Annotated in this window: 1 protein-coding gene; it reads right to left on the bottom strand. The window is 42.4% G+C overall.

The features are described 5' to 3' along the window. Window positions 1–25: 25 nt before the first annotated feature. The coding region (locus tag HMPREF2871_RS11865; RefSeq protein ID WP_168163729.1) for a hypothetical protein at window positions 26–224 on the bottom strand (199 nt) is incomplete at its 5' end.

The following is a 224-nucleotide window of genomic DNA, read 5'->3' as shown; positions in this document are numbered from 1 at the left end:
ATTTCAGACGGCCTTTAATCAAGCTTTAAACGCCAAAGAAAAATAAAATCAACGCAAGAAAAAACCAAACCACCCCGAAGCAGTAATAAATAAAGGCTTTTTTTCGGGCGCGCATAGCCTCTTTTTCTCCTTCTTTCACTTTTCCCCACACGAGAAAAGCGGTTTCCAATTTTCGGTTGGCATTTTCAACTTGAGCGTGGATGTAGAAGGAATCGCGTGCGGCA

It is taken from the genome of Neisseria sp. HMSC067G12 (genome assembly GCF_001812725.1).
Taxonomy (GTDB): Bacteria; Pseudomonadota; Gammaproteobacteria; order Burkholderiales; family Neisseriaceae; genus Neisseria; species Neisseria perflava.
This window is presented reverse-complemented; position numbering and strand designations above follow the sequence as displayed.